This is a genomic window from Sphingobacterium arenae (assembly GCF_014692505.1).
GTDB lineage: Bacteria > Bacteroidota > Bacteroidia > Sphingobacteriales > Sphingobacteriaceae > Sphingobacterium > Sphingobacterium arenae.
This window is the reverse complement of record NZ_JACNYK010000002.1, coordinates 835,216-860,904: the sequence shown is the minus strand read 5'-3', so window position 1 is coordinate 860,904 and position 25,689 is coordinate 835,216. Positions and strand designations below refer to the sequence as shown.

Here is a 25,689-nt window from a genome sequence, read left to right as displayed (position 1 = left end):
AATATGAAGGTAAATATTAGGAAGAAATTAGACGAGTTAAACCGGTGGCGAATGCGGAAAATATCAAACCGAAATTTTCTGATTATACTGGCTTTTCTCGTTGGGATTATAGGTGGATTGGCGGCAGCCTTATTAAAAGGTTTGACACATTTTATTGCTGCCACATTGCAAAATGATATTGATTGGCATTATAAATATTCTTTTTATTTGATTCTCCCGCTTCTTGGTATTTTATTGAGCGTAATATATGTACGAAAGTTTTTAAAAAAGAAAAAATTTGAACATGGTATTACACCTATTATTTATACTATCTCGAGAAAATCGAGCCGTATTGAACCACATAATATTCATTCACAGATCTTGACGAGTGCTATCACGGTAGGTTTCGGCGGTTCTTGTGGTTTGGAGGCGCCGATTGCCTATAGCGGTTCGGCAATTGGTTCCAATATGGGGCGTTTTTTCGGGTTACAATATAAGGAGACGACCATGTTGTTAGCATGTGGCGCTGCGGCTGGAATTGCCGGCGCTTTTAATAGTCCTATAGCGGGGATGATTTTCGCTATTGAGATTTTACTCCCCGAATTTTCTATCCCGGCATTTATCCCTTTATTGATTTCTGCTGCGTTAGCGTCTGTCGTTTCTCGGTTTCTATATAGTGAACCTCTTTTTCATACCACGAGTACAGAATGGGAGATGGGAGCGCTTATTTTCTATATATTATTGGCCGTAGTGGTTGGGCTTTATACTGTTTATTTTGCGAAAATAAGCACAACGGTTAAATCTTGGTTTTCAAAAATACGTAATCCTTATAACAAAGTATGGTTTAGTGGGATATCACTTGGATTGATGATTTTTATTTTTCCCGCGTTGTATGGAGAAGGATATCTAACGATCCAACAAATGCTGGACGGACAGTTTGATGCTATTGTAAGGAACAGTCTTTTTGCGGATTATAGACATATGGCGGGCGTAATAGTATGTTATACCGTATTGACGCTGTTTGCGAAATCTTTAGCTTCCCTTTTTACGTTAAATGGAGGTGGAAACGGAGGAATATTTGGTCCGAGTTTGGTTATGGGAGGGCTACTTGGTTTTGCCTTTGCCTACGGTATCAATCAAACTGGTGTCGTGATGCTGAATGTGCCGAATTTTGTAGTAGCCGGAATGGCTGGTGCGCTGGCAGGCATTATGCATGCACCGTTAACAGGCTTGTTTCTGATAGCAGAAATTACAGGAGGGTACACCCTTATGGTACCGTTGATGTTGGTTGTGTCTATATCTTACCTTATCAATCGCTCCATACTTAAACATTCCATTTATACGAAAGTACTCGCGGATTCAGGCGATTTACTTTCCTACGAAGATAAAGATCGAACGGTTTTGAGTATGATGAAACTCCGCTATGTGTTAGAAACAAATTTTGTTGTTTTGCGCCCAAATGAGACGCCATTAGAAAGAAAATCAGATATTATTCATTCCAAACGGAATATATTCCCGATTGTCGATGCTGACGGTCAACTGTTAGGAACGATCTACAGTGAACGACTTTTTGCTATCTTATTAGGTGAAGAAGAGGGCGCTAGTAAAACGTTTGACCAGTTAGCTCAAAAACCGAACGACGTAGTTCGCGAACAGGAGAATATGGAGGTTGTAATGACGAAGATGAATAAAGACGACGTGTGGATATTGCCTGTGGTGAACGAAAACGATCGTTATTTAGGATTTATTTCAAAATCCAGTGTATTCAACAAATACAGAGCGCTGTTGGTAAGACAAGGACATTATTTGGAGTAATCACGACGTTCCATAATTTTGGATACGTATTTCCCGATAATATCGAACTCCAAATTAACGGTATCGCCGATTTTTACTTCTTGTAGATTGGTGTGTTCAATCGTATAGGGAATAATGGCAACTGAAAATTGATTGTTCTTCGAATTGATCACGGTTAAACTGATTCCATTTACGGTGATGGAACCTTTTTCTACCGTGATATTTTGCTGTAGAGTTTCATATTCAAAGGTGAAAACCCAACTCCCCTGTTGTTCTTCCTTTGCTATACAAGTGCCCGTTTGGTCTACATGTCCCTGTACAATATGGCCATCGAATCGACCATTTGTAGGGGTACAGCGTTCTAGATTGACCAATCCGCCAATTTTTAAATGACCTAAGTTAGATTTTAATAACGTTTCTTGAATTGCAGTTACTTTATGTGTATTTTCCATTATGCCCACAACTGTTAAGCATACGCCATTGTGCGAGACACTTTGATCAATTTTCAACTCATGGGAGATAGTAGATTGTATATAGAAATGGATATTTCCTAATTCTGTTTCGATATTAGTAACTGTTCCCACAGTTTCAATAATGCCGGTAAACATAAGCGTTGTTCTTTTTACAAAGATAACTTTTTATATGTGTTTTTCTTCGTAAAAAAGAAGAAGAAAAATTGGGAGATATAACAATAATATTATACCTTTGCAATAGGTTTAGGTTGATTATCCCGTTTAACGGGATTATATTTAAAAGCCTGGGGAATCGCCAGATTATGCCCAGGCTTTTTTATGTTAGAATTTATAAGTAATCCCGGCACCGAGTATTTGTCTTACCTGAAGGCCAGGTCCTTCAGTCTCTATACCGTTTCTTACTTTAGGAACATTGGTGTTATCATCATAAAGTAGCTGTACGCCAGCATTAACGGTGATAAACCGATTCACTTCCATAAAGAGGTTTGCGGTATAATCAACATCCACATTCTGTGGGTCTTCCAAGTAATTTGAATACAATTTTAAGATGTTTTCCAAAGATATATTTTCCATTAGGTTGACTTTGTAATAAGCATCTAAAGATGCACCTAATTCAAATCTTGATTTTTTACCGGGATCGACACCGAATGCGCCCACATTCGATAATGAATCATTTGTGACAAAAATAAACCGAGCGGCGGCTGGGGATAGATTAACCTTAAAGTTGTCTGATCTTTTATAGGCCATACCCGGACCGAAACTCAGGTACGCTGGAGCAAAACCTGCTGAAATTTTGTCTCTTCCGGTATCGGTGTATTTATACCCATTTGCGAATTGTGTATTAAAGTTCATGAAGAAGGTGTACATCCAGTATGCCGATGCTTCGTAACCTAGCAAACTATTCAATGCAAACCGGTCGTCGTTTTTACGCCAATCGGTTTCTTTTTGGAAGGTCTGTCCATAGGCGGCCAATACTTTATTATCCCAGCTCCATTTATCTTTTTTATAATTAAAATCATAATTTAAGATGAGGTTTCCGGCAAACGAGTTGACACCACCCGCGGCCCAGTTGGTGAAAGAGCTTTGATTAATCAGAAATGTGTTTTCGCCTTTAATTGTCCAAGTTTTAGTGGTATCTTGTGCGAGCGTACCTTCTTGTGCGTTTACGCTGATTCCCAATAAGAGCGTGCAGGCGCAAGAAATTGTTTTTAATAACTTCATTTTTTTCTTGATTTTATCAATAAATGTAATTTTGATGTGAATAACAATCGAAAATAGCAATTTATTTGTATCTGACGATATAATTTTGCAAATACGACATTTTTGGATAGGTCAAACGCCATGGAAATAAATTTACAAAAATGAAAATAACCTTACTGTGTATCGGGAAAACCGATGAGAGTTTTATTAAGATAGGCATGGAAAATTACGTGAAACGTTTGAAGCATTATGTACATTTTGATATCGCTGTTATTCCTGATGTTAAAAATGCTAAACACTTGACTCAGGCACAACAAAAAGCCAAAGAAGGGGAACTCCTTTTAAAGCAATTGAGCAATGGGGACTTTGTTGTGCTGTTGGATGAACGTGGGAAATCATTGGCTTCTGTTGAGTTTGCCAAATTTTTGGAGCAGAAAATGATCAGCTCGGTTCAGCATATTGTGTTTATCATTGGTGGGCCATATGGTTTTTCGGATGAAGTGTATGCCCGATCTGACCAAAAATTATCCTTATCGAAAATGACATTTTCACATCAGATGGTTCGTTTGTTTTTTGTGGAGCAGCTTTATCGGGCATTTACGATCTTGCGTGGAGAACCTTACCACCACGAATAAATATTTTTTATGTAAATTTCCTCTATTAAATGTTCTCAAAGGGAGAGGAGAGCTAAGTAAACTCATTTTATATGCGTTGTATTTTGCATATAAAAGTGAATTTATTTAGGTTTACATAGGATATCATCACTATAGAAAAAGGAGTTGTTATGGATATGAATAGATTCAAAAGAGACTATAAATTTAAGAGTACAGAATCAGATAATGACGGTAAACGAAATCTGATTATTATTATAGTCGGTATCGTCATCGTTATCGCACTCGCCTATTTTTTACGTTAAGGTCGGGGATAGATTCTTATGGATAAGTAAGCAAAAAAACCGATCAACGGCGACTTCATAAAATCAACTTTTTAAAGTGACGCCAGGCCATTTTATCTGTTTTGAATGTAAGATCCATCTCTTGAAGACTATCAATAGGTATAAACCGAAATACCTCCATTTTTTCCTGCTGTTTTTCTAGCGAGAAGTCAAAAGGACTTGTTTTTATATCGAATAAAAGGGGACTTTTTGCTTCTACTTGATAGTAGATGGAGATAATTTGGCTATCATTAAAGCTGGATTTTTCATAAAAGTCTGTTGTATATATATGACGGACGATATCTATCTCGAGCTGGCATTCTTCCATGAACTCTCGTTTTAGGGCGTCGATTAGTCCTTCGCCATGTTCAAGACCTCCGCCGGGAAATTTAGTGAAGGATACGTTGAGTGTCTTTTCATCACTAATAAGAACTTCCTCGATGTCTGTAATCAATAGACCGTAAACGCGTACGTTAAAATACATCTGAGTTTATTTTAATTTTGTTATTTGTTAAAGTGGGTGAAACCCATTTTCGATCGCGAGCTCATCCACACCGAAAAATGAGTAATGTTTGGGCAAAAACCATTGGATGGTATTCATGACCGTATTGAATTCTTTCTCCGAAGGAAATTGTACAGGTATAAAATTGAACACTAAATCCTGCGACGCACGGGCTTCGTCGGTGTAATTACGTGCAATTAACATGATTTTTGGATTTTTGACTCCGGAATACTGCAAAAACTCACGAATTTGTCTTCGGAGAAAATCGGGGAAAATCTCTTCTGAAGGTTGCCCGACCAAAATTTCCTCGTCTTTGTTTATACCCAAGTAGTCTTTCGGATCAGAAAAAATGCTGTGGTCGGTGTAAAAAGAACCGTTTAATTTGTGGTTTACTAGATCTCCGTAAGAAAAAACCCAGTCAGGTTGATCTAAATGCGCGTTAATGGTGATGCCAAAGCCTTGCTCTAGCACGGTATCTAGTTGGTTTTTGATAACAAAAGCTTGAAAACTTTCATCCGTGGTTACCGTTTGAAGTTGGATATAGGGGAAGCCGTCTCTGCTAATAGCTACTTCGGTTTCACCGAGTTTGAGGTTTGCACCATCGATATGACTTAAAAAATGATCCCGCCACTGTTCATCTCGTTCAGAAAAAGGAGTATCCATCAATTGGTTGATGATGATGGTTTTTTCAAGGTCTCCTAATAAACTATCCTGCTGATTGTTGTTATTGTTGTTTATTTTCATTGTTTCTCTACCCTAAAAAGAGCCTAAAAGTAAGGATTAAATTTGAAACAAAAACAAAACTCGACAGAATTCAGATGACCGTGGTACTGCATTTGATCCATGCTTATAAAAGGGGAGGAAAAGTTACTGTACGTTAAGGACGTTTGACAGAATGATCTAAGATAATAAAGAAAAAAGACAGTTTTATGCAACATCAATCGAAAACGTTTTACTGAACCCTCCAAAAAAACTATCTTTGTGCCTAAAATAATGATTCCAACATGAAATATCCAGGCTTCGTAAAAGCGCAAATGAAAATAACCGAGTTTGCGAGCTCATAGAAGTTAATCTGGATATTCCGTGTGGTCTTTAAAGATCAAACTATTTACATATGAATATTTCTTATAATTGGCTTAAGAACTATATAGACATAGAAAAAACACCAGAAGAACTATCCTTAATTTTGACGGATGTAGGGTTGGAGGTGGAGTTGCTAGAAACGGTGCAAAGCATTCCCGGTGGGTTGGAGGGCTTACTTATAGGTGAGGTGAAAACCTGCGTGCAACACCCGAATGCCGATAAATTAAAAGTTACGACAGTAGATGTCGGCCGACCGGAACTATTGCACATCGTTTGCGGTGCACCTAATGTAAGAGAAGGGCTAAAGGTGATTGTAGCCACAGTGGGGACATATTGCCATCCCACGGATGGAGAGCCTTTTAAGATTACGAAATCTAAAATTAGAGGAGAAGTTTCGGAAGGAATGTTGTGTGGTGAGGATGAGATTGGTTTAGGAACTTCACATGCCGGCATTGTAGAGCTGAACGCTGATGCGGTCGTAGGCTCTCGGGTAAAAGATTATTATAACATACAAGACGATTTCCGATATGAAATCGGGTTAACACCGAACCGAGCAGACGCTGCGTCTCATTTAGGCGTAGCACGTGATTTAGCCGCGTATTTCCGTAAACCATATACGTTAAGTGATGTTGCTGCGTTTCAAGAAGGAAAAGAGACAGGCGTACAGGTAGACGTAAAAGCATCAACGGCAGCCCCTCGTTATGTTGGTGTAACTATTTCTGACATCACTGTGGGCGAGTCGCCCGATTGGTTGAAGGAAAAATTGAATGTGATTGGCGTGCGGCCTATCAATAATATTGTGGACGTCACAAATTATATATTGCACGATTTGGGGCAGCCGCTGCATGCATTTGATACGGCTAAGATTGCAGGAAACAAGGTAATCGTGCGTTATGCCGATGAAAACGAGCCTTTCGTAACATTGGATGGCATCGAAAGGAAACTATCAGCAGAAGATTTGGTGATTGCAGATGCGGAGAAGCCGATGTGTATTGCTGGTGTATTTGGGGGCGAGCATTCTGGTGTTAGCGGGACAACAACGAGCATTTTCTTGGAGTCTGCTTATTTTGATGCTGTGTCGGTGCGTAAGACCTCGAAACGCCACGGCTTAAAAACAGATTCTTCCTTCCGTTTTGAACGCGGGACAGACCCCAATATGCCTGTATATGCATTGCAAAAAGCGGCACTGATGATTCGAGATATTGCTGGAGGGACAGTGGTTTCGTCTGTTACAGATTGTTATCCGGCTCCTGTTCTTCCGTTCACTTTCTCGGTTAATTACAGACGGGTACAGCAACTTATTGGTAAGGAGATTCCGTATGTAGAGATTAAGGATATTATATTGGCTCTCGGCATGGAGATCACAGACGAAAATGTGGAGGAAATTACGGTTAGTGTGCCCGCTTATAAAGTGGATGTTACGCGAGAGGTAGATATTATCGAAGAGGTATTACGTATCTACGGTTATAACAATATTGAACTAAAGCCGCAGATTAAATCTTCGTTGAATACAACGGAAAAGCCGGATAAGGAAGTTGTGTTAAACCAAGTTGCAGATTTATTAATCGGAAATGGTTATCGGGAGATATTGAACAATTCGCTCACGAAACTATCGTTTGTCGAAGATGAACAAACAGCTGTTCGTTTGGTTAATCCATTGAGCTCGGATCTAGACACCATGCGTCAAAACCTGTTGTTCTCGGCATTGACGACCGTAGCCTACAATCAGAAGCGTAAAAACCCGAACGCTAAGTATTTTGAGTATGGTAAAACGTATTTCAAAACCGAAGTGGGGTATCAAGAGCGGCAAAACCTATCGTTGTGTATAGCCGGCGATCAAATAGAAGAGCATTGGAGCTCGGAGAGCAAAAAGACGAATTTTTATCATTTGAAAGCGGCTGTTGATACGCTTATCAAGCGGTTAAATATTCTGGGTTTGCAAGTACAGGAAGCTGATGGGCCGTATTTTGATTATGGCTTGAACTACATGAAAGGACAGAAGACATTGGTGACACTAGGCAGCGTTTCGACGGATAACCTAAAAAAAGCTGATCTGGATGGAAAAGTTTATTTCGCTCAATTTGATTGGGACCTTGTTATAAAGGTAATACGTAAGAATACAATCAAATATCAAGAGGTATCCAAGTTCCCTGCTGTACGACGCGATTTATCGTTATTAGTAGGTGATGCGGTGACATTTGAAGAACTTACGCGGATAGCAACGAAAACTGAACGCAAATTACTAAAAGAGATCAACATCTTTGACGTTTACAAAGGTTCTGGTCTTCCAGAAGGAAAGAAATCCTACGCTTTAAGTTTTACACTGCAAGACGAAGAAAAAACGTTAAATGACAAACAAATCGAGGTTATAATTAAAAAATTAATGCTTAACTTTGAACAAGAGATTGGCGCAGTCGTGCGCTAAAGGATATGTTTAACGATTAATTGCGAAAGAATATTATATGGCTGGACTGTCTACACAAATGAATGTTATCGTCGAGAAGACGAAAAATCTTATTCAATTGTGCGAGGCCCTGCAGGAAGAAAATGATTTGTTAAAGCTTGAAGTACAATCCTTACACGTGGCTTTTCAGACGAGTACGGATAAAGTACAGCAGCTGGAAGAAAAGGTTAAGGCATTGGCAGTTGCGAAGTCATTGGATCAGTCAGCGGTAGATAAGGAAGCCATAAATGAAAAAATACTTGACACAAAGCAAAAAATTAACGATTTTGTGCGAGAAATAGACAGATGTATAGGTTTGCTGAAGTAGGGGAAATAGAAGGGACGCAAACTTATTACGTTATTTAAGCTCAAAAAAATGGGAGAAATTTCCATAAAAATAAATATTGCAGACCGTGTTTATCCATTAAGGGTGGCTACGGAAGAAGAAGAGGTGATTAGACACGCTGCGAAATTAATTAATGAAAAAATAAAGGAATTGCAGGAAAATTATGCAGTTCGTGATAAACAAGACTTATTGTCGATGTGTGTTTTGCAATACGCTACAGGAATGATAAAAGCCGAACGAAATGCGCAACAACAGGAAGATGGATTGGAAGGAGAAGTTCACGAATTGGATCGTATATTGACGGATTTCTTTAAAAAATAAGTATATCGTTCTTTATTTCAGAGCTTTATAACGACGAATTTGCCGCAATTAAATTCGGGTTGTCACTATTTTAAACTTAACGCTTCAATATCACGAGCGAAAACAAGATGTAGGCCATTTTGCGAAAGCCATCTAGGTCATGATCAATTGCTCAAATCATGTGTAATCGAAGTTTAATAATACATGGGACCTGTTACATTTAATTGCGGTTTTTTTTTGGAAAAAAAACAGAATAACATATATAAACAATGGATTTAATTACTATTATTTCAATTATAGTTTCGCTTATTGTGGGGGTCATTATTGGACGTTTTTTGTTACAATCAATTTTCAAAAAACAAGAACAGGCGGCACAGGAGAAATCCGAGCGTATCATTAAGCAAGCCGAACAACAGGCCGAACATCACAAAAAACAGCGTAATCTAGAGGCGAAGGAGAAATTTCTGCAACTAAAGGCAGAACATGAAAAAGAGGTTAGTCAACGTAATAGTGCAGTGGCGCAAAAAGAAAATACGATTCGACAAAAAGAGCAGTCGCTAAATCAAAAACTGGAAAGCCTAAATCGCGAAAAACAAGACTTAGATAATAAAAATAAGAAACTTGATCACTTGATGGAAGTCAATGAGAGAAAGTCGCAGGAAGCGGAACAACTGAAAAATCAGCATATTAAACAGTTAGAGACAATTGCTGGCTTGTCTGCTCAAGAAGCGCGAGAGCAATTGGTCAACTCTTTACGCGAAGAAGCGCGTTCGCAAGCGATTATGCAGATCAAGGATATTGTGGATGAAGCAAAACTAACAGCATCCAAAGAAGCAAAAAAGGTGGTTATCCAAACGATTCAACGCACGGCGACGGAGTCAGCTATCGAAAATACAGTGTCCATTTTTAATATCGAAAACGATGAGGTTAAAGGACGTATCATTGGTCGGGAAGGAAGAAATATTCGTGCTTTAGAAGCGGCAACGGGGGTTGAAATTATTGTAGACGATACGCCAGAAGCGATTATCTTGTCGGGATTCGATCCGGTACGTCGGGAGATCGCGCGTTTGTCGTTACATAGATTGGTTACTGATGGACGTATTCATCCGGCGCGTATCGAAGAGGTTGTGGCGAAGACACGTACACAGATTGAAGATGAAATTGTTGAAATCGGCGAGCGTACGGTAATTGATTTAGGTATACATGGTCTTCATCCCGAGTTGATACGTATGGTTGGCCGTATGCGTTATCGTTCGTCGTACGGACAGAATTTGTTGCAACACTCGCGTGAAGTGGCCAACTTTGCGGCAACGATGGCCTCGGAACTTGGTTTAAATGTGAAACACGCGAAGCGGGCAGGCCTTTTACATGATATCGGAAAGGTGCCTGATGATAACCCAGAATTACCACATGCTATTTTGGGTATGCAGTTAGCAGAAAAATATAAGGAGCATCCGGACGTGTGTAATGCCATTGGTGCCCACCACGATGAGATAGAAATGACGTCGTTGATTTCACCAGTTGTTCAAGCATGTGATGCGATTTCGGGCGCACGCCCTGGTGCACGCCGCGAAGTAGTCGAAAGTTATATTAAGCGTTTGAAGGAATTGGAGGAGCTTGCGCTTTCTTATCCTGGCGTAGAAAAAACGTTTGCCATCCAAGCCGGTCGTGAACTACGTGTTGTGGTCGAATCAGAGAAGGTTTCTGATGAGCAGGCAGAAATTTTAGCAGCGGATATATCGAACCGTATCCAAACGGAGATGACATATCCGGGACAGATCAAAGTGACGGTTATACGCGAAACAAGATCGGTTTCGTACGCGAAATAGTAATTGTTAAATAGATCAATATAAGGCTGCCCCTCTCGGGGCAGTTTTTTTATGTTATAAAATGAAGGTTTATTTTTGTCTCCTTTTTTATCAAGAAAAAAGGAGACAAATAAATTCCTTATTTTTGAGCAAATACCAGCTTATGCAAATTCTTGTAGTAGAAGACGATAATCGAATCAGTAATTTTCTGGTGAAAGGATTGGAAGAGTGTGGTCATCTGGTCACTTTATGTAAAAATGCAGAAGATGTGCTGAAACAGTACATCAATATCGAGTGGGATTTGATCATTTTGGATATTATGTTGGCCGATATGGACGGTATACAGCTTTTGCAAGCGTTGCGTTATAAAAAAGTATACACACCTATTCTTATGCTAAGTGCATTGAACAGTGTGCAGGATAAAATATCGGCGTTAGACTATGGTGCTGATGATTATTTAACGAAACCTTTTCATTTTGATGAACTCATCTCCCGCATCCGGGCACTTACACGCAGGCGGCAGTATGAACAATTGGAGACACCGAAAGCCGAGTTACAATTTGGTCAATTGCACATCAATCGGGAGCAGTATAAGGTGACATTAGCAGGACAGTCTGTAGACCTATCTCCCCGAGAGTATAAATTACTTATCTATCTGGTAGAGAATATTGGAAAAACGGTGAGTAGGGTACAGATATTAAACGCGGTCTGGGGAATTACGTTTGACAATCATACAAATGTAGTTGATGTATATATATCTTATTTACGGAGTAAGATCGAGAAACAGGATGAGAAATATATCTTCACCGTGAAAGGTGTAGGTTATATGTTTAAAGGGTAGCGTTATGAAGCTAAAACATAGGTTATCCTTATATGCTGTGGTGATATTTGGCGTCATTATGCTGATTTTCTCGGTCGTGATCTACTTTTCTTACTATGCCCAGATGGAACGGAAAGAACGTCAATCACTGGAAAGCAAATCACTTTTGGCGGCGATTTATTATTTGGAACAAGATGAACTATCGCTTCCAGAACATACCACAATTAAAAATCAGTTACATCGTACGATATCCAGACGGAATATTGCAATAATTGATAGTGCAAATCGTGTATTTAACGGGGATATGCCGACGCTCGAACAGATTTCTCCTGATTTTTTGACCGAGGTGCGTCGTGCTGAAAATGGTTTTTTCAAAACGGACGTTTTTTTCTACTATGGAATTTTCTATCGGGATAATCAGGGAGATTTTGTGGTGATTACTCGCGAGCCGAAAGATGCGTTTAACGCACAGATGCTTTCGCTCTTTCATATCCTCATCGCCGTATTTCTATCGAGTGTTGCATTTATCTTTCTCTTCTCTCGCTATTTAAGTCATATAGCCTACCAACCCATTATGAAGATTATAGACCAAATCCGGGAGCGAGATAGCAAAAACTTCAATAAACCCCTGTCACTGACGAAGACGTATGCGGAAATCGAAGATCTCGTGAACACCTATAATCACTTTGTAAAACGTATCGCGGAGACATTCCATGTGCAGAAGAACTTTATTGATTATGTCTCACACGAATTGCGTACACCGATAACGGCTTTACTTGGTACACTGGAAGTAACGCAAAGCAAGACCCGCTCTGCCGAAGAATACAAAAGCACCATTACGCAACTTGAACAATACACGCTCGATTTACAGGATACGCTTGAACAAATGATGCTACTCTCCGGAGCAAAGACGAGCTTTGAATTAAAACCGATCCGTGTAGACGAGGTGATGTGGCAGGTGATTGAGAATATGGTACTTTATCATGAAGCGCGTATCGAGGTTGATATTCAAGTGAAAAATAGTGATCTACTTACCGTGGAGGCAAATGATAAATTGTTGGAACTTGCCTTTGGAAATATATTAGAGAATGCTATTAAATATTCGGACAACCAAGTGGTTCGCGTTCTTTTTCGAGAACAGAACGGGAAATTGGTCATGGCCATCATCGATCAGGGAATCGGTATCCCCGAAAATGATATGCAGTATATCCGACAGAATTTTTATCGCGCTAACAATGCGCGAAAATATCAAGGGAAAGGCATAGGCTTGTCGATGGCGAATATTATTTTCTCGTTGCATCGTATAGAAATGCATATTCTATCTATAGAGAAAGGTACAACCGTCCAATTGTATTTCTAATCAAACTCTAATCTATCTTAAAGTTTACCTTAATATTGTCGGCATAACTTTGCTGGAAATAGATTTGAGGTGAGATTTTACGTAGTCATTTTGTTTTTTTTCGTTGTATCGCTTAGCCGAGCGCAATCGTATAGCCTATCGCAATTGGAGGCACGCTTCTTAAAGGAAAATTATCTCCTATTGGCAGCTAAGTTTGAGGTCAGCAAAGCAGAAGCGGAGGTTGTACAGGAAAAAGTATGGGAAAACCCGAGTTTAGCGATCAGTGAAGTAAACCTTTGGACGAATGCGGGAAGTGAGGTGTTATCCCCCCTTTTTGGACGGTACGGCAAAACCCAGCAGGTGTCCGTAGAATTGGAACAGGTGATCGAAACAGCGGGAAAACGGAAGAAACGGGTCGCTTTCAAACGCTTGGAACATCGTTTTGCCGTCTACGAATTTGAAGAACTCGTTCGTGAACTAAAAAAGGAACTTCGCCAGCATTTCCATCATCTGGCGTCCCTAAAAAATCGCCAAGCCCAGCTTGTCGGTATGGTGAAACTATTTGAGCAATTGGAAAAACAATACCGCCGACAGACCCTGCAGGGAAATGTGTCCAAAGCAGACTATAATCGCATACATAATGAATTACTGCGCATGCAAAAAGATTTGGTAGACCTAGAGGCAGATGCCGAATCAAGTTTATCCACTTTGCAGATCCTGACCGGAATAAATGACTTGGAAATAGAAAAGCTATTGGTAGAGGAATCATTTGTAAGCCGCAAGCTACTACTGCCAAAAGATGTAATCAGTTTGATAGCCGACCAAAATATTGGGATGAAGAAACAGTCAACGGCAATCGCCATGGCGAACCAGCAATTGGAACTGGAGAAGGCCCAAAGAACACCAGATTTAACATTGCAATTGGGATATGATCGTGGTGGAAATATTATGCAGGATTTCATTGGTCTGGGCGTACAGATAGATTTGCCGGTTTTTAACAGAAACAAAGGGAATATACAGCGCGCCAAACATCAGATAGACCAAGAGCAGCTAACGTATGCGGCGTTGCAATGGGAGTTGGAACAAACCGTGCAACGCTATAAAAGTCAACTTTTAAAATACGAGAACGTGTTAAATCAATGGTCAAGTGAAATGGAAGGCGAGCAGGATACCATGGTGGAAAGCTATCGGAAACATCTCGAAAATCGTCAGGTCACGTTGCTGGAATTTATAGACTATGTACAGTCTCATCGAGAGGCAAGACAGTCATTTTTGGAGTTGTGGCAAAATTACAATAACACGATTGAGGAACTACAATATCTAATCGGTAAAGATTTTTAAGAAGTTATGCGGAAAATAATTTACGGACATATCATCGGGATATGTTGTGCATTTGTCTCCTGCTCCCCGAAAGCAGAAGAGAAACAATCAGAAACGACAAAACCAGCAGCGTTTTGTCTGCATGAAGGATTACGCCAATCGACGGAGATAATTGCTGTAGAAGAACGTCCAGTTACCGAACAGTTGACTTTGTCAGGAAAGATAGAATATAATGAAAATGATAGGATGGCGTTTCGTAGCTTGTTATCAGGTGTGGTAGAAAAGGTAGACTTTGAACTTGGCGATCAAGTGCATAAGGGACAGGTATTGGCAACCATAAAATCCACGCAGATTCAGGAACTTTATCAGCAACAGCGCTATCAACAAAATCAAATTAGTTTGTTGGAAAAGCAAGTTAAAACTAAAAAAGAACTTGCTACAGACGGGCTGTTGGCGGCGCCTGATGTGCTTGCTGCCGAACACGAGCTGGAGAGTGCTAGGATAGAATTCGACCGGGTAACGGAAAGCCTGTCGCTATATCGGGCAGCTGGGAAAGATGCTTTTCATATTCTGGCGCCGAAAGATGGTTACATTATCCAAAAATCGATCAGTCCAGGTCAAAATGTGGCCGAGGACAGTGCACCGCTGTTTTCTATCTCCAATTTGAAAGAAGTATGGGTGATGGTGAATATCTATGCCAGCAATTTACGTCATATTGCATTGGGTAATTCTGTGAAAGTCCGCACGATTGCCTATCCGGATAAGTTTTATGCTGGAAAAATAGATAAAATATACAATGCTTTTGATGATAACGAACATGTGCTCAAAGCTCGGGTGGTGTTGGCTAATCCCCATTTGGATTTGATGCCCGGCTTGAGCGCAGATATTATTATTGATTTAGAAAATAAAGCAGGAAACGCATTTGCGATTCCAAACACCGCGAAAGTGTTCAGCAATAACAAAGAGTACATCGTAATATATCGGGATAGCTGTGACATGGAAATTAAACCCATATCGACCGTTGGACGTAACGAAGAATATACCTTTATAAAGGAAAAACTTAAGCCAAGCGAGCAGGTCGTTGTCTCAAATGCCTTATTGATTTTTGAGCAGTTGAATAAATAAAGCATGAAGAAATTAGTACAAAGCATCGTTACGTTCTCGTTGCAGCATACCACATTGGTCCTATTTGCTGTCATGATCTTGCTATTTAGCGGTATTTATGCCCTGCGTCACACAGCGGTGGAGGCATTCCCCGATGTAACAAATACGCGGGCTCGTGTTATTACGCAATGGGCCGGTCGTAGTGCGGAGGAAATGGAAAAGTTAATTACCCTGCCGATTACCAAGGAATTAAATAGTATCCCACATAAGTCCAACATCCGGTCTATTTCACTTTTTGGGCTATCCGTTGTCACCGCGCAGTTTGAAGATGGTGTAGACGATTTCTACGCGCAGCAATATGTATCTAACAAACTGTCAGGTGTGGATTTACCGGACGGCGCAAATGCGGAAATAGAACCTCCTTCTGGCGCAACAGGAGAAATCTTTCGATATGTAATAAAAGGAGACGTGCCTATTAAGGAACTTACCTCTTTGCAGGACTGGGTTATCGAAAGAGAGTTACTGAGTGTCCCTGGTGTAGCCGATATTGTTAGTTTTGGAGGAGAGGAGAAGATTTATGAAATCAAAATTCATCCTGCAGAACTAAAAAATTATGATTTATCGCCTTTAGATGTGTATGAAGCGGTGTCAAAATCGAATATCAATGTGGGTGGGGATGTGATAGAGCAGGGCGATCAGGCGTATGTAGTGCGTGGTGTGGGCTTACTGGATAAGTTGGAAGATATCGGTAATATCACCATTAAGCTTAACGGTGCGACACCGATTTTGATAAAACATGTAGCCGATGTGGCTATTTCTCACAAACCACGTTTAGGACAGGTAGGGCTGGGGGACGAAGATGATTTGGTACAGGGCATTGTGGTGATGTTGCGTGGTGAGAACCCTTCGGAGGTTATTAAACACTTGAAAGCCAAAATCGAAGAGTTAAATCAGCGGACACTGCCGGAAGGAGTACAAATCGAACCGGTAATCGATCGTACGCTTTTGGTCGACAACACCGTCCGTACCGTCTCTCACAACCTGATAGAAGGTATCCTACTCGTTTCTTTAATTGTTTTTATTTTTCTGTACAACTGGAAATCAACCTTTATCGTGGCTTCCGTCATTCCCTTGTCTTTCCTGTTTGCTATCATTATGTTGAAAATTCAAGGTTTACCGGCAAACTTGATTTCGATGGGGTCACTGGATTTTGGTTTGCTGTTAGAGGGGACATTAGTGATTGTAGAGACCGTATTCGTCGCCCTGGCGGGTCTATCGCATCGTGTAGGGCCAGAGCGGTTTGCAAAAATGAGTAAACTGGGTATAATTAAGAAGAGTGCAGGAAGCGTCGCATCCTATATATTCTTTGCCCTCGTTATTCTGATCGTCGCGTTGCTTCCGATTTTTTCTTTTCAAAAAGTAGAGGGGAAAATGTTTACGCCGCTAGCGTTTACATTGGCATATGCTTTATTGGGATCGTTGATTCTGAGTTTGACTTATGTTCCTGCGATGTGTAAACTGTTGTTCACGAAACATATAGAAGAGCGGGAAAATGTAGTAACCCGATTTTTTCAGAAAACCATTTTCGGGTTGTTTAAAGTGAGCTTTCGCTATAAAAAGACTACCATAGGTGTTTTTGTGGGGATTTTGATACTTTGTTTACTCAAATTTTTGCATTACGGCTCGGAATTCTTACCGAAGTTAAACGAGGGGGCCATTTACATCCGAGCGACGTTGCCGAATAGCGTTAACCTTCGTGAGTCTACTAGACTAACGAAAGAAATGAAAACGATTATGGAAGAGGGGTGCGAGGAGATCGATTTTATATTGACACAAACCGGTCGTCCAAATGATGGAACTGACCCAACAGGTTTCTTTAACATTGAGTTTAATGTACAATTGAAGGAGGAGAAACAGTGGGAGCGCGATGTGAAAAAAGATGATATTATAAAGGAATTGCGAGAAAAACTTGCACATTACCCGGGGATTAATTTTGGCTTTAGTCAACCGATACAAGATAACGTGGAAGAATTCGTCGCGGGCGTGAAAAGCTCGCTAGTTATTAAAATCTTTGGCGATGATCTGTATGATCTAGAAGATTACGCAGGCCAAGTTGCTTCTGCTATAGGGAAAGTACACGGTATTACGGACATTAACGTTTATAAAAATATTGGATTACCGGAATTACGTATTCAGCTTCACGATTCGGAAATGGCAAAGTATGGATTGTTTACGGCCGATGTACAAGCGGTAGTGGCGATGACGATTGGGGGGCAGGCTGCTACAAAATTTTATGAGGGAGATCGGCAATTTGATATTGTGCTCCGTTTCGATGAACATTATCGTGATACACCCGAAAAGATCAAAAATATTTTAATCCCGAGCAGTAATGGACGTGGTATTCCTTTACAGGAGATTGCTACCATCAGTTATGAAACGGGGGCTGCTTTTATTTATCGTGAAGGCAACAGTCGTTATATCGGTATTGGATTTAGTATCGACGGACGGGATTTAGGCAGCACAATTGCGGAAGCTAAAAAAGTGGTAGAACAGGAAGTGTCTTTACCTAAAGAAAATTATATGGAATGGGCAGGTGAGTTTGAAAGTAAAGAGCGGGCGGCCAAACAACTGTCGTTAGTTGTTCCGGTGAGCCTCGCGTTAATATTATTGTTACTTTATTTCAATTTTGGAAATTTTAAAGACACGTTGGTGTCGTCTTTAACGTTGGCATTTGCATTTATTGGTGGATTTGTTTCGTTATGGGTCACGGGTACTATCTTTGGTATTTCAGCAGGTATCGGTTTTATTATCTTATTTGGTGTGGCCACAATTGATGGTATTGTGTTATTGGGCGTAATACGGGATAATCTCCGTCAGCGGATGGAACTTTTACCAGCTATTTATGCTGGCGTCAAAAGTCGGATACGTCCGGTCGTTATGATTGCGCTCATGGGGTCGATGGGATTGTTACCAGCTGCTATGTCGACGGGCATGGGGTCGGAAATCCAAAAGCCACTTGCTATTATGATCGTCGGAGGGTTGCTGATCTGTCTGCTCTTGAGTTTTACGGTGCTGCCAGTGGTTTTTTATTGGATGAATAGGAAGCAGCAGCAACATAAAGGTTAGATCAAATATTTGTACCTTTGGGGTATGAATAAAAAACAGAGGAAAGCTCCTAACAAACCGACATTTGAGAGACCTGTAGACCGTATTTTCTACGAAATGGACCAAAAATTCGCAACGGGCAATAAAATTGTATATGCGGTATTTATTGCGTTGGCATTCTTTGGCGTGATGGGGTTGATCTGGATGATTCCGTTTCCTAAACTTGGTTTCTTGGTTCGGACGAATATGGATACCTTCTTGAACTGGGGTTCTTTTTATATCGCTGTTATTATCTATTTGTATTTGCGGCTGGCTCCCACATTGTCATACGGCATGCTTTTCACCATTGGGGTGATGAGTTTTTGTATTGTTCAGTTGGAATATGTAGAACGCGATGGTGGCCCTGCAGTATGGCTAGTGTGTCTGTTAATGGCGATTATCGGTATTATTGGAACTTCTTGGTTTGCAAAAAAGGAACAGCCCGAAACTCCTCCCTCGGAGATTTGGCGGTTACTAACCATAGGTCCTATTTGGCTTTGGTCTACAGTTTTTGCTGCACTTAAAATAAAATATTGATAACGTATCTTTCCCTGTCTTTCTTTGTTTTGTATGTTTTATAGGTAAAATACGTTTATACAAAAACATAATCCGTAAATTTGAGGTCATATAGAATAGGTAACTTTATCTTAAATTTAAAAGAGCACAGTTATGTTAAAAGGATTTTTCAATGTTCCTACACCAGTTAATGAGCCTGTTAATTCGTACGCTCCTGGTACAAAGGAAAGAGCCTTGTTAGAAGCAGCGATAAAGGAAGCGAGGGCACAAGAGGTGGATGTTCCAATGTATATTACAGGAAAGGAAGTGCGCACGGGAAATAGAGTAAAGTTAACACCTCCACACGACCATCAACATGTTTTGGGATATTACCATCAAGGTACGAAAAGCCATGTGGAAGAAGCAATTCAGGGTGCGTTGGCTGCAAAAGAAAAATGGGAAAACCTGCCTTGGGAACAGCGTACTGCTATTTTTTTAAAAGCTGCAGAATTGATTTCTACTAAATATCGCTACAAAATTAATGCGGCAACGATGTTGGGGCAGTCAAAAAATGCTTATCAAGCTGAAATTGATTCTGCCTGTGAACTTGCAGATTTCTTGCGTTTCAATGTGGCCTATATGACTGAAATCTATAGTCAACAACCTCCTGAGAATGCCAAAGGCGTTTGGAATAGAGTAGAGCAACGTCCGCTAGAAGGATTTGTTTTTGCACTGACGCCATTCAACTTTACCGCCATTGCTGGTAATTTACCTTCTTGTGTGGCGATGATGGGAAATGTAGTGGTATGGAAACCGGCGAATACACAGATTTATTCTGCAAATGTCATTATGGAGGTCTTCATAGAAGCTGGCCTTCCAGCGGGTGTGATCAACTTGGTATATGTTTCTGGTCCGGAGGCGGGCGATGTTATCTTTAAACATCCCGATTTCGCAGGTATTCATTTCACTGGTTCTACAGATGTTTTCCAGAATATCTGGAAAACGATAGGGGAGAATATTCACCGTTATAAAACGTATCCGCGTATCGTAGGGGAGACAGGCGGTAAAGATTTTATCTTAGCACATCCTTCGGCCGACATGGAGGTACTAAATACAGCATTGGTTCGTGGTGCATTTGAGTTTCAGGGGCAAAAATGTTCAGCGGCCTCACGTGCCTATATTCCGCAATCGTTGTGGAACGATCTTCGTGTACGTATGGAGAAAGATATACAGTCATTTAAAATCGGTGGAACAGAGAATTTTAGCAATTTTATCAATGCTGTTATTGATGAAAAAGCGTTTGATAAGATCACATCTTATATAGACCGTGCAAAAAACTCGCCCGATGCCGAAGTTGTTATCGGTGGCGAGTACGATAAATCGAAAGGTTATTTTATTCACCCAACGGTTATTTTGGCTAAAAAGGCAGATTACGAAACCATGAGTGAAGAGCTTTTTGGTCCTGTGTTGACGGTCTACGCGTATGAAGATGAAAAATGGAGGGAAACGTTAGAACTGGTAGATAAAACGTCTATCTATGCGTTGACGGGCTCTATTATTTCACAGTGCCGTTATGCAATCGATGAAGCTACCTATGCGTTGCGGAATGCGGCGGGCAATTTTTATATTAATGATAAATGTACGGGAGCAGTAGTTGGTCAACAACCGTTTGGTGGTGCAAGGGGATCCGGCACAAACGATAAAGCGGGTTCGATGATTAACTTATTGCGTTGGGTTTCTCCACGTACTATCAAGGAAACATTCCATCCGGAAACAGATTACCGTTATCCGTTCTTAGGTTAATTACTACTATAGCCCGCGAGTTAAATCGCGGGTTGTTTCATTATGAAGACTTCCGAGCATAGAAAGCCAATAGAATTTACGGTTCCTGTACGAGGTGACGAAGCTTTTTACGTCATGGACAACACGGGTACTAATTTTTATGAATATTATCATCGGCATCGGGAATGTCAAATTACATATATAGTAGAGGGGGATGGGGCTTTTATGTTGGGGAACTTGATACGGCCCTGTCTCGAAAACCAGATATTTCTAATTAAACCCAACGACCCACATATGTTTTTTAAAGATGATCGTATTATAGCACCATCCCAAATACACGTTATTCATCTTTTTTTCTCGTTGGAGAAACTACATCCATTTTTTGACATGACGGAAATGCAGGCAATCAAATCACTTTTCTACAATTTGGATGCTAGCAAACTTCTCCCCGAGCAATTTGCAACACCCCTGAAGGAATTGTTTTTACCTCTAGGTACGGATGGCGGTCCATCGAAATTGATAAAGGTTATTCAGTTATTTAAGGCTTTGGTAGCTAATCAAGATCATTTCATATCAATGTACTCCGGTTTGAGCAAAGTGAATTTTCAAGATGCTGACGGTCTTCGTATTAACACCGTGATTAAATATGCGCTCGAAAATTACAAAAAAACTATTTCCATCGAGGACGTTTCCGAACTTATTCATCTAACGCCGACCGCTTTTTGTAAGTTTTTTAAAAAGCACACCCAAAAAACATTTGTTTCTTTCCTCAACGAAATACGTATTGAAAGTGCCTGCCAATTACTTGTCAATAATAAGGTAGAGAGTATTGCTGAAACAGCATACCAATGTGGATTTAATACGGCTGTTCATTTCAACAGAGTGTTTCTGCATGTTATGAAAGTCTCTCCTAAAGAATTTATTGCGGTACATACTCGACGAAAAGGATAGCCTCTTTAAAGAAGTTTGTATTCTGTTGCAATTCGAACTAATTCAATCATATTTTTTGCTTTGAACTTTTGGAGCAGGTTTCGTCGATGTGTTTCGATTGTCATCGGACTTACAAAAAGCATTTCCGCTATCTGTGGAGTGGTGTATCCGGATGAGATTGATGTTAAGATTTGCTTTTCCCTTTTGGTCAATTTGGGTATTTCCAATGCATCATGGGGTTGGCTTAGAATAATTTGCTGAACTTCTTCGCTGAATGCTATTTTTCCGTTTAAAGCATCATGGATACAATCGATGATTTCTTGTGCGTCGGCATTCTTAAGAATATAGCCATTTGCTCCGTTTTGAATAAACTGAAAGATAATACTCCTTTCCGCTTGATTACTTATACCAATGACGATCGTTTTAGGCCAATTTTTTTTAATCGTTTTGCAAAAATTCAAACCACTCCCGTCGTTTAATACAATATCCAATAATACCATGTCTACAATATTTCCACGTATAAAATCCAAAAAGGCTTCTCCCTTCGTAAAGGTGAAAATTTCCAATCTAGTTTCGCTCTGTAACAATGATTTTAATCCTTCCAATATCATCGGGTGATCGTCTACAATAGCTAATTTTATCTTACCGCTATACATAACATTCTATATTTATGGTTGTGCCTTCTCCTTGCGATGTCGCTATATCCAGTGTGCCGTTAATAAGATTCACCCGATTCTCGATATTTTTGATACCGAGGCCATACGTTGTCTTGTTTTTTTCAAAACCTCTTCCATCGTCTTCTATGGTGAGATTAAGCCTGTTTTCGTCCTGACTGATTTGAACAATAACCATAGTGGCATGTGCATGTTTGAGTGTATTACTGATACATTCCTGGGTAATACGGTACAGAGCCAATTCTGTTGCGAATGGAATATGGCGACTTATGTTATATGCTTCAAACTGTACTTTTAGATTTTTATTTGCCATGCTTTCGCATAATTCCTGTAAGGTAATTTCCAAACCTAAATTTTTGAGTGTTTCCGGCATTAAATTACGTGATATTCTACGCATTTCAACGATTGCCTGATCCAATTGCTGGACAATGGTATGTTGTTTTTCAGTTGAGGATAAGAAATCGTTTGATAATTGCATTCGGATACTTGCCAACATTCCCCCCATGCTGTCGTGCAAGTCCTGTGCAATGCGATGTCGTTCTTGTTCTTCTCCTTGCAGAATAGATTGGCTTGCTTCAAACCGACGTTCATTTTCAATCTGTTGGAGTTGTTGATGATGGTTAATTTGGATCTGTCGGTTTAACCTTCGCTGTTTACTATAATTTCGGTAAACCAAAAGGGATATGATGAGAAGCAGTGCCAAGGTAACAACCAAAATGGTTATTTTGAAATTTTTTTCTCTGTTTTCTAATGCAGCTTCGATTTTCTCCAGATTTAATTTGTCAATGGTTCTTTGCTTTTCCGTCGTGGTGTGTACAATTTCTAACTCATTCATTTTTTCCAACAAATTAACTTGTTGTAAGCTGTCACTGAGTACAAAAGCCTGTTTTTGCCATTGCAAAGCTGTTTTGTAATCGTCTAATGCTTCATTTACAATCGCAAGTTGTTGAAAGACAATTTTTTTGTTGTTGGCTTCCCGTATTAACAGACCATCTTCCACGATGTTTTCCAATATGTCTTTAGCTTTTATATAGTCCCGTTGCATCAGGTAGTTATTATATATACGGAATTCGAGCATTTGCAAAATCTGCATCTGTCCGTATTTTTTAGCAAGTTTTACCCCTTTATTCAAGCTTTCCAACGCTTTAGTAGCATTAGTCGTGGTCGTATAATACATACCTTCCTGGTAATAATAATTTGGATAATGTGGAGAATTGGGATAAGGTTTTAGGATGCGGGCTGCTTTGTCCAGATATATTTTAGCACGTCTACTGTCGGGTTTATAACAATAATTGCTAACTAAATTAAAATAGGTATGGAGGTGTATAACGCCTTCATCTTCGATGTTCTTTAAAAGTTGCAAAGCCTTGAAATGTTGCTCTTCGGCTTTATCGAATTGACCTACGGACATAAATACAAGACCCAACTGCGAATAGTAGTGTGCTGTAATTAACGTGTCTTTTAGTTCAGATGCTAGGGGTATTGCTTTGTTTGTCAGGATATCAACAACATAATCGTAGCCTTTTTTGCCAAATTGATTTAACGCCAAATTGTACCAAGTAGCAGCTAAGATCTTTTTATCTGCTGGAAGCTGGCTTTTTTCCAATGCGGATATAGCTGCTTCATAGGTTTGCTTAGCCTTGTCTTTTTGATTTTGCTGATTATAATATTGTGCTTCGTAAAAGAGTGTTCTGCCCCAAAAAACGGAGTCTTTTTTTGCAAGTCTTTGTGCTTGGAACAGGGCTTCTTTTGATTTTATGCTATCTTTTTGTAACCAATATTCGGATACCAGTAAATAGTTGTCGATTCTTGTGCTATCATGGTTATGGACTAATTCTTTTTGTATCTTTTCATAATAAGCGTCTTCATCCAAAGGGAGAAGCTGTTGGGCATTCGTTGTTCTTATAAACGATAGCATGAGGAAAAGAAGGGATACATAACTGGATTTACGCATTACCTAATTATTTGAACATACAAATATGTGAATATTTGTGAAAGATAATTGGACCAAATGAAATATCCCGGTAAACTGGTAGAATAAAAATCATGGTTTTCGTCGATTGTGTTGTATAGTATTCTTTTTCAATTTTGTCTCACATTATATTTTGAATATGAAACCATCATGATTTATTCAAACCGGATAGAGGAACGAATACGTCGAGCTTGCGAGCTCTTGAATACATATAAAACAAACACCGGTGAAAAACCTGATAAGTTTATCACCGTTAAAAGACAAACCGAGTGTAACGAGCTCATTTATACAAATGAATACTTACACTCCTAAATAATTATATACAGATGAAAATGATGAGAAAAGTAAATGTAAAACAGACAATGCAACGTTTATTCCTTTTAATGCTGGTCGGGACGGTGACGTTAAATGGTTGTAGTAAAGATGATGATACAGAACAACCAGAGACTAAAAGTATTGATGTCGCAATCGGAACGTATCAAGGCAAGCTGACGGTGTGGGGAGATTTGCCGAACACGGACGAGGATGAGTTTTTTGATGCCGTGATTACTGTTACTAAAGTAGATAATGAGCACTTAAAAGTTACGGTAAAGACGGGTGAACCTTATTCGGCTATTACTGAAAAAACTATTAAGGTGCGAGCAGAAGAATACTTAGGGGATATTTATCACGTCATTGGGGATTTGCAAGGCTCGTTTTGGTATCACGCGGATACGAAAACAGTTGATATCAGTACCAATAAACAACGTGAAACTGATATCCATTATACATTTGAGGGAGCAAAGCAATAATAATAAATAAAGCTTTTCTTTCAATCTTTTTCCAAAAGTTGAAAGAAAAGCTTTATCGGAACTTATTCTTTGTCAGATCCTGTTCGCTTAAGAATCATCACCGCCTCATATTGATTTGTATCGTAATGGGGTGGTTCGATTGTCAAATTTACGGGGAACGGTTTTGACTTATCAAAAAAATAAATTTTCGTTATACTGCCGTAATCATTTGTGGGAAACATATCAGCGCAGGCGTCATATTTTGCATTGGTCATATCACCTACAGTTACGGCATAAACGCGCATTATGCCTCCTTTGTTCTGTTCGTTTCGAACAAAAGCTACTTCTTCAAAGTCTCCTGGTAAATCTTTGATGGATGGCTGGTTATAAGCTTCCCAAATTCCGTATCCCAAAAGAAGAATCAAACCGATGGCAATTATCCAAAATTTTCTTTTTCCTTTCATCTGCATCGTCGCG

The 25,689-nt window shown here is 39.8% G+C and carries 23 protein-coding genes; 16 read left to right on the top strand and 7 right to left on the bottom strand.

Annotation, left to right across the window (positions count from 1 at the left end; genetic code table 11):
• Window positions 1-51: 51 nt before the first annotated feature.
• On the top strand, window positions 52-1,794 hold the full coding sequence (locus tag H8B17_RS09825; RefSeq protein ID WP_223816466.1) for a chloride channel protein: 1,743 nt from the start codon (window positions 52-54) through the stop codon (window positions 1,792-1,794).
• Here H8B17_RS09825 and H8B17_RS09820 read toward each other — a convergent pair.
• Together H8B17_RS09820 and H8B17_RS09815 are read right to left on the bottom strand one after the other, a co-directional pair.
• Complete coding sequence (locus tag H8B17_RS09820) at window positions 1,782-2,381, bottom strand: riboflavin synthase (protein ID WP_190308999.1); 600 nt, start codon at window positions 2,379-2,381, stop codon at window positions 1,782-1,784. The genes H8B17_RS09825 and H8B17_RS09820 overlap by 13 nt on opposite strands.
• A 186-nt stretch (window positions 2,382-2,567) precedes the next feature.
• Window positions 2,568-3,467 carry a DUF3078 domain-containing protein gene (locus H8B17_RS09815; RefSeq protein WP_190308998.1) on the bottom strand — a complete coding sequence of 300 codons (900 nt, stop codon included), beginning with the start codon at window positions 3,465-3,467 and terminating at the stop codon, window positions 2,568-2,570.
• A gap of 140 nt (window positions 3,468-3,607) precedes the next feature.
• Between H8B17_RS09815 and rlmH the strand changes: the two genes are divergently transcribed.
• Complete coding sequence (rlmH, locus tag H8B17_RS09810; RefSeq protein WP_190308997.1) at window positions 3,608-4,081, top strand: 23S rRNA (pseudouridine(1915)-N(3))-methyltransferase RlmH; 474 nt, start codon at window positions 3,608-3,610, stop codon at window positions 4,079-4,081.
• Window positions 4,082-4,230: 149 nt separating this feature from the next.
• Window positions 4,231-4,362: a hypothetical protein gene (locus H8B17_RS20760; protein WP_262891641.1), complete on the top strand. Its 132-nt coding sequence runs from the start codon at window positions 4,231-4,233 to the stop codon at window positions 4,360-4,362.
• 55 nt (window positions 4,363-4,417) lie between these two features.
• Here the strand turns inward: H8B17_RS20760 and H8B17_RS09805 are convergent, their stop codons facing one another.
• Window positions 4,418-4,864 (bottom strand): NUDIX domain-containing protein, encoded by a 447-nt coding sequence (locus tag H8B17_RS09805; RefSeq protein ID WP_190308996.1) that lies wholly within the window; start codon window positions 4,862-4,864, stop codon window positions 4,418-4,420.
• A 27-nt stretch (window positions 4,865-4,891) separates the two neighbouring features.
• A complete protein-coding gene (locus tag H8B17_RS09800) occupies window positions 4,892-5,626 on the bottom strand; it encodes a hypothetical protein (RefSeq protein ID WP_190308995.1) in 735 nt (244 codons plus the stop codon).
• 370 nt (window positions 5,627-5,996) lie between these two features.
• On the opposite strand from H8B17_RS09800, the gene pheT reads away from it, so the two are divergent.
• From pheT to H8B17_RS09740, 12 genes are all read left to right on the top strand, one after another.
• Window positions 5,997-8,390: a phenylalanine--tRNA ligase subunit beta gene (gene pheT, locus H8B17_RS09795; RefSeq protein WP_190308994.1), complete on the top strand. Its 2,394-nt coding sequence runs from the start codon at window positions 5,997-5,999 to the stop codon at window positions 8,388-8,390.
• Window positions 8,391-8,427: 37 nt separating this feature from the next.
• Window positions 8,428-8,736, top strand: coding sequence for a hypothetical protein (locus H8B17_RS09790; RefSeq protein ID WP_190308993.1), 309 nt, complete (start codon window positions 8,428-8,430; stop codon window positions 8,734-8,736).
• 48 nt (window positions 8,737-8,784) lie between these two features.
• Complete coding sequence (locus tag H8B17_RS09785) at window positions 8,785-9,075, top strand: cell division protein ZapA (RefSeq protein ID WP_190308992.1); 291 nt, start codon at window positions 8,785-8,787, stop codon at window positions 9,073-9,075.
• Between the two features lie 248 nt (window positions 9,076-9,323).
• Window positions 9,324-10,883: a ribonuclease Y gene (gene rny, locus H8B17_RS09780; protein ID WP_190308991.1), complete on the top strand. Its 1,560-nt coding sequence runs from the start codon at window positions 9,324-9,326 to the stop codon at window positions 10,881-10,883.
• A gap of 142 nt (window positions 10,884-11,025) precedes the next feature.
• Window positions 11,026-11,703 (top strand): response regulator transcription factor, encoded by a 678-nt coding sequence (locus H8B17_RS09775; protein WP_190308990.1) that lies wholly within the window; start codon window positions 11,026-11,028, stop codon window positions 11,701-11,703.
• A 4-nt stretch (window positions 11,704-11,707) separates the two neighbouring features.
• A complete protein-coding gene (locus tag H8B17_RS09770) occupies window positions 11,708-13,042 on the top strand; it encodes a sensor histidine kinase (RefSeq protein WP_223816465.1) in 1,335 nt (444 codons plus the stop codon).
• Window positions 13,043-13,111: 69 nt separating this feature from the next.
• A complete protein-coding gene (locus H8B17_RS09765) occupies window positions 13,112-14,362 on the top strand; it encodes a TolC family protein (RefSeq protein ID WP_190308989.1) in 1,251 nt (416 codons plus the stop codon).
• A 6-nt stretch (window positions 14,363-14,368) separates the two neighbouring features.
• Window positions 14,369-15,466 carry an efflux RND transporter periplasmic adaptor subunit gene (locus H8B17_RS09760; protein ID WP_190308988.1) on the top strand — a complete coding sequence of 366 codons (1,098 nt, stop codon included), beginning with the start codon at window positions 14,369-14,371 and terminating at the stop codon, window positions 15,464-15,466.
• Window positions 15,467-15,469: 3 nt separating this feature from the next.
• Window positions 15,470-18,571 carry an efflux RND transporter permease subunit gene (locus tag H8B17_RS09755; RefSeq protein ID WP_190308987.1) on the top strand — a complete coding sequence of 1,034 codons (3,102 nt, stop codon included), beginning with the start codon at window positions 15,470-15,472 and terminating at the stop codon, window positions 18,569-18,571.
• A 24-nt stretch (window positions 18,572-18,595) separates the two neighbouring features.
• Complete coding sequence (locus H8B17_RS09750; RefSeq protein WP_190308986.1) at window positions 18,596-19,126, top strand: DUF962 domain-containing protein; 531 nt, start codon at window positions 18,596-18,598, stop codon at window positions 19,124-19,126.
• Window positions 19,127-19,258: 132 nt separating this feature from the next.
• Window positions 19,259-20,887 (top strand): L-glutamate gamma-semialdehyde dehydrogenase, encoded by a 1,629-nt coding sequence (pruA, locus tag H8B17_RS09745; protein ID WP_190308985.1) that lies wholly within the window; start codon window positions 19,259-19,261, stop codon window positions 20,885-20,887.
• A gap of 42 nt (window positions 20,888-20,929) precedes the next feature.
• Window positions 20,930-21,817: a helix-turn-helix domain-containing protein gene (locus H8B17_RS09740; RefSeq protein ID WP_190308984.1), complete on the top strand. Its 888-nt coding sequence runs from the start codon at window positions 20,930-20,932 to the stop codon at window positions 21,815-21,817.
• 5 nt (window positions 21,818-21,822) lie between these two features.
• On the opposite strand, the gene H8B17_RS09735 is transcribed toward H8B17_RS09740, so the two are convergent.
• Together H8B17_RS09735 and H8B17_RS09730 are read right to left on the bottom strand one after the other, a co-directional pair.
• Window positions 21,823-22,452: a response regulator gene (locus tag H8B17_RS09735; RefSeq protein WP_190308983.1), complete on the bottom strand. Its 630-nt coding sequence runs from the start codon at window positions 22,450-22,452 to the stop codon at window positions 21,823-21,825.
• On the bottom strand, window positions 22,445-24,424 hold the full coding sequence (locus tag H8B17_RS09730; protein ID WP_190308982.1) for a tetratricopeptide repeat-containing sensor histidine kinase: 1,980 nt from the start codon (window positions 24,422-24,424) through the stop codon (window positions 22,445-22,447). The genes H8B17_RS09735 and H8B17_RS09730 overlap by 8 nt, the downstream gene beginning before the upstream one ends.
• 350 nt (window positions 24,425-24,774) lie before the next feature.
• Here H8B17_RS09730 and H8B17_RS09725 point away from each other — a divergent pair, with 350 nt between their 5' ends.
• Window positions 24,775-25,233 carry a hypothetical protein gene (locus H8B17_RS09725; protein ID WP_190308981.1) on the top strand — a complete coding sequence of 153 codons (459 nt, stop codon included), beginning with the start codon at window positions 24,775-24,777 and terminating at the stop codon, window positions 25,231-25,233.
• Window positions 25,234-25,295: 62 nt separating this feature from the next.
• Here H8B17_RS09725 and H8B17_RS09720 read toward each other — a convergent pair whose 3' ends face one another.
• Window positions 25,296-25,676 (bottom strand): hypothetical protein, encoded by a 381-nt coding sequence (locus tag H8B17_RS09720; protein ID WP_190308980.1) that lies wholly within the window; start codon window positions 25,674-25,676, stop codon window positions 25,296-25,298.
• Window positions 25,677-25,689 lie beyond the last annotated feature (13 nt).